The organism is Cytobacillus firmus NBRC 15306 (assembly GCF_001591465.1).
GTDB classification, from domain to species: domain Bacteria; phylum Bacillota; class Bacilli; order Bacillales; family Cytobacillaceae; genus Cytobacillus; species Cytobacillus firmus.
Map to the genome: position 1 here is coordinate 1 of NZ_BCUY01000163.1, position 3,221 is coordinate 3,221.

The 3,221-nt window shown below is 33.2% G+C and carries 3 protein-coding genes and 1 pseudogene; 1 reads left to right on the plus strand and 3 read right to left on the minus strand.

All coding sequences use genetic code 11. The annotated features are described in order from the left end of the window. Window positions 1-79 precede the first annotated feature (79 nt). Complete coding sequence (locus tag BFI01S_RS21330; protein WP_061794372.1) at window positions 80-703, minus strand: hypothetical protein; 624 nt, start codon at window positions 701-703, stop codon at window positions 80-82. Between the two features lie 97 nt (window positions 704-800). Here BFI01S_RS21330 and BFI01S_RS21335 point away from each other — a divergent pair, with 97 nt between their 5' ends. Beyond that, on the plus strand, window positions 801-1,337 hold the full coding sequence (locus BFI01S_RS21335; RefSeq protein ID WP_061794373.1) for a hypothetical protein: 537 nt from the start codon (window positions 801-803) through the stop codon (window positions 1,335-1,337). A gap of 413 nt (window positions 1,338-1,750) precedes the next feature. Here BFI01S_RS21335 and BFI01S_RS21340 read toward each other — a convergent pair whose 3' ends face one another. Together BFI01S_RS21340 and BFI01S_RS21345 are read right to left on the minus strand one after the other, a co-directional pair. Continuing rightward, window positions 1,751-2,614 carry a GNAT family N-acetyltransferase gene (locus tag BFI01S_RS21340; RefSeq protein ID WP_061794374.1) on the minus strand — a complete coding sequence of 288 codons (864 nt, stop codon included), beginning with the start codon at window positions 2,612-2,614 and terminating at the stop codon, window positions 1,751-1,753. Window positions 2,615-2,764: 150 nt separating this feature from the next. Continuing rightward, window positions 2,765-3,221 (minus strand): annotated as a pseudogene (locus BFI01S_RS21345) (MFS transporter); the annotation flags it as partial.

A 3,221-nucleotide genomic window follows, 5' to 3' on the forward strand; every position in this document is an offset into this window, starting at 1 on the left:
GGTATTTGGCAAGCAAAAAATGGTTCTTACGGTTGTTTGGTGTGATGCCATAAACAGGCAGATGCCCTCGTTTTTTCTATTATTGGTATTTGGCTTTAATATATGTTTTCTTGGTATGGTAGGAAGTTTTATATGTAATATATTTTTCGCTACTGCAACCGCCCGTACGGGTTATTCTCTGATATTTTCTCCAAACGTCACCGTAAATTCCTGGACGAGACCATCTAGCAGGGTCTGCCTTGATAAATGTACCATTTCCAGGTGGTGCTACTGATACAGAAACTGAAGCCCCACTTGCTCCACTATAACCAATAGAATAACTTACAGTTGATTGACCAAAAAAGTATCCGTCTACTTTATCCCAGCTTTTAAATGAAGGATGATAGTTTATAAAGGTATTTGATCTATCTAGCTTATCTGAGAGTGTTTCATATTTGTATTGATAGGCACATGAGAATGTAGATACCCCACCGCTTTTAATGATATTTCCATTTTGGTCAGTAACAAAACTATCTGGTAGGCTAGAAGTTTCGGTTATTAAATTTCCCTCACCATCTATATATTGATTAATTATCTCTGGTGAAAATTCAACTTCCGGAACATCGATCTCTTCTTCTGCACTGGCATTAAAAGGTACAGTAAACAAAGAAATTACTAGTAATACAGCTAAGAACCAGTGACTGGTAGTTTTTTCCCTTTGCATTTTTCCAACTCCCTCTATAGTATTAATATTATAGTAAATTTTTGGAAAAAATATTCAATAGATTTGAAAAAAATGGATTAAATTGGAAGGTGTTTTGATGAAAAAATATTCAATCTATACTTTGGTACTATTAGGGGCTCTAGTAATTGGGCTTGTAGTATATGAACTAGTATTTAAAGAAACAGATCCAAATGGAAACATCCTTTTAAATGCCTATGATGATTATATGAAACACAATGAATATGAAAGCTTAGAATTCCATCCTGATGAAGATCATATATATTCTTTATATGAAAATACTTCTGAGAATACGATAGGGTTAGTTGAGTACCGTAAAAATGGAGAAGTGAAAACTGAAATGGGAAAGCAAAGGGGATTAGATTTTTATGTTCTTCTTCTTGAAGGGGAATATAATAATTATGTAGGAGTAAAGTTTGAAAAAGATCCTCAGGAAGTAGGTTATTTTGAGTTAATTTCACAAGAAGGAAAAACAGAAAAATTTGTAGTTAATTCAAAAAAAGAAAAGTCTTATACAGTGAGTTACATAGCTAAAACAGAGTTAGATCCTGACAACATTCAAACTATAAAAGTGTATACTAAGGATGGAGAGACCTTATACCATGAAAATATGTAAAATAAGCTTTTATTAGCTAGAGTAACGGTAATGGGTTCTGTTTTGAAGGAAGTTCAACTCGTTAAAAGGCTTTTCTGATGTTCCTCACGCTTCTAGTGTAAATAGCACAATTCACTTTTTTATGTTTCCCTTTTAGGAATATTCTAATGCGTTCCGGTCAATTATTATCCTCTTTTCATGTCAACTAATTCTATTATGTCACAGAGCCCTGGCATAAATGTCATTATGAAAGTAAGTTTTACTCTAGAAAACCTAAAGGAATGTCTCAATTTTGAAGACATTCCTTTTTCTAACTAGAAATTTTCAGTTCCCCTTCTTACATAAAAGCACCCGATAGTTTAAGTACATAGTTTCACAAAGTTAGCTTTATTTTTGGAATGCTGCCCCATTAGAGGTCATAAGAAATATCTTATTTACCCAAAAATCTGGGCAGCAATTCCGAATAATGTATTGTTTCTAGGCGGCATTTCAGCAGAATTAATCACCATTACTGGTGGTTGACTCACTTGTTGAAATCCTCGTTTCTCCAAAAAGAACTTAAACTCTTCATTGCCTGAAGGCACATCAATCCTTAATTTTCCTTGATGCCTAGAAGCTAATCTATCCAATATTAAAGCAGCTGTTTGAGAATCAGGTGCTACAATAGGTCCTACTATTAGATTAATTGGTCCTAAAATAGATATTCCAAAACCAATAATGTTCGCTTGGTTATCTCTAACTACTAAGCATTTTTCTGATTGATTAATTCTATTTTGAAGAAATTTGCTTCTTGTATCTCCAAATGCAACCTTATCTAACTTTAAAATTTCTTTAAGATCATTACCATTAAATTCTTCAATAGTAACACCACCGCTTTTGTTTAATGGTTTATAGTCATCACAAAGATACTTATGAACACAATCAACAGTTATAAATCCCATTTTTTCATAAAGGGGTCTACCTTCTTCAGTTGCAATTAACATAATTGAAGTGTTGCTTGAAGCAAAATCTATACACTTTTGTGTAGCATCTTTCCCTAATCCCATCCCCCTAAACTCTTTATTAACAATCAACATACCAATAGAAGCTAACTTATTATCATAAGGAATTATTGCAGCACTAGAAACAATTTTCCCGTCAAAGTTTTTATGTCCGAATATCATACCGGACGATAGCACTGTTCCAATCTCATATTCATCATAATCCCACCCGACTGATGCTGATAACTCAATTAAACCCATGATATCATTTTTATTAAATTGCACTAATTCTAATTTCGATTTTTTCAATATAGCCATTACAGATTTCTCCTTGTACCTTATCTAATCACATTAAGATATGTTCTTTTTATTTAACTTACCTGCCCTTTAAATCGGCAAGTAATGATCTTTGTGGATTTATAGCCACACGTAACTACAAATGAAATGATACGCCAAGGTAATTCAACTTTAGTAAGTTACATTTTCATTTTCCAAAGAGGTACCTTTTTTACGAAGTTGAAGGTTAATGAATCCGAATATAGAGGAAAATATCAATAAGCATCCTGATAGAATATAAACAAGACGAACTCCTATCAAATCAGTTAAAGCACCAATCCCGAGAATAGAGGCTATAAAAATAAGTTGAACTAATGTTGATCTCGCTGAAATTATTTTTGTTAAAGTTCCTTCTTCTGCACTATTTTGAAATATTGTTTCTTGTGCTAAATCTCTCATTTGATAAGAAGGTCCCATTAATAACACTAACAACAAAGCAATAAAAGGCTCAGAAACAAAACCGTAAGCAAAGGTGAGAATTCCAAAAGCCGCGGAACCAAACAACATAAATCTTGTTAAACGCCCCTGTAACACCTTGGAAAAACGATAAACTAAAATTCCCCCAAGAATAGTTCCCAGATAGTAGCCG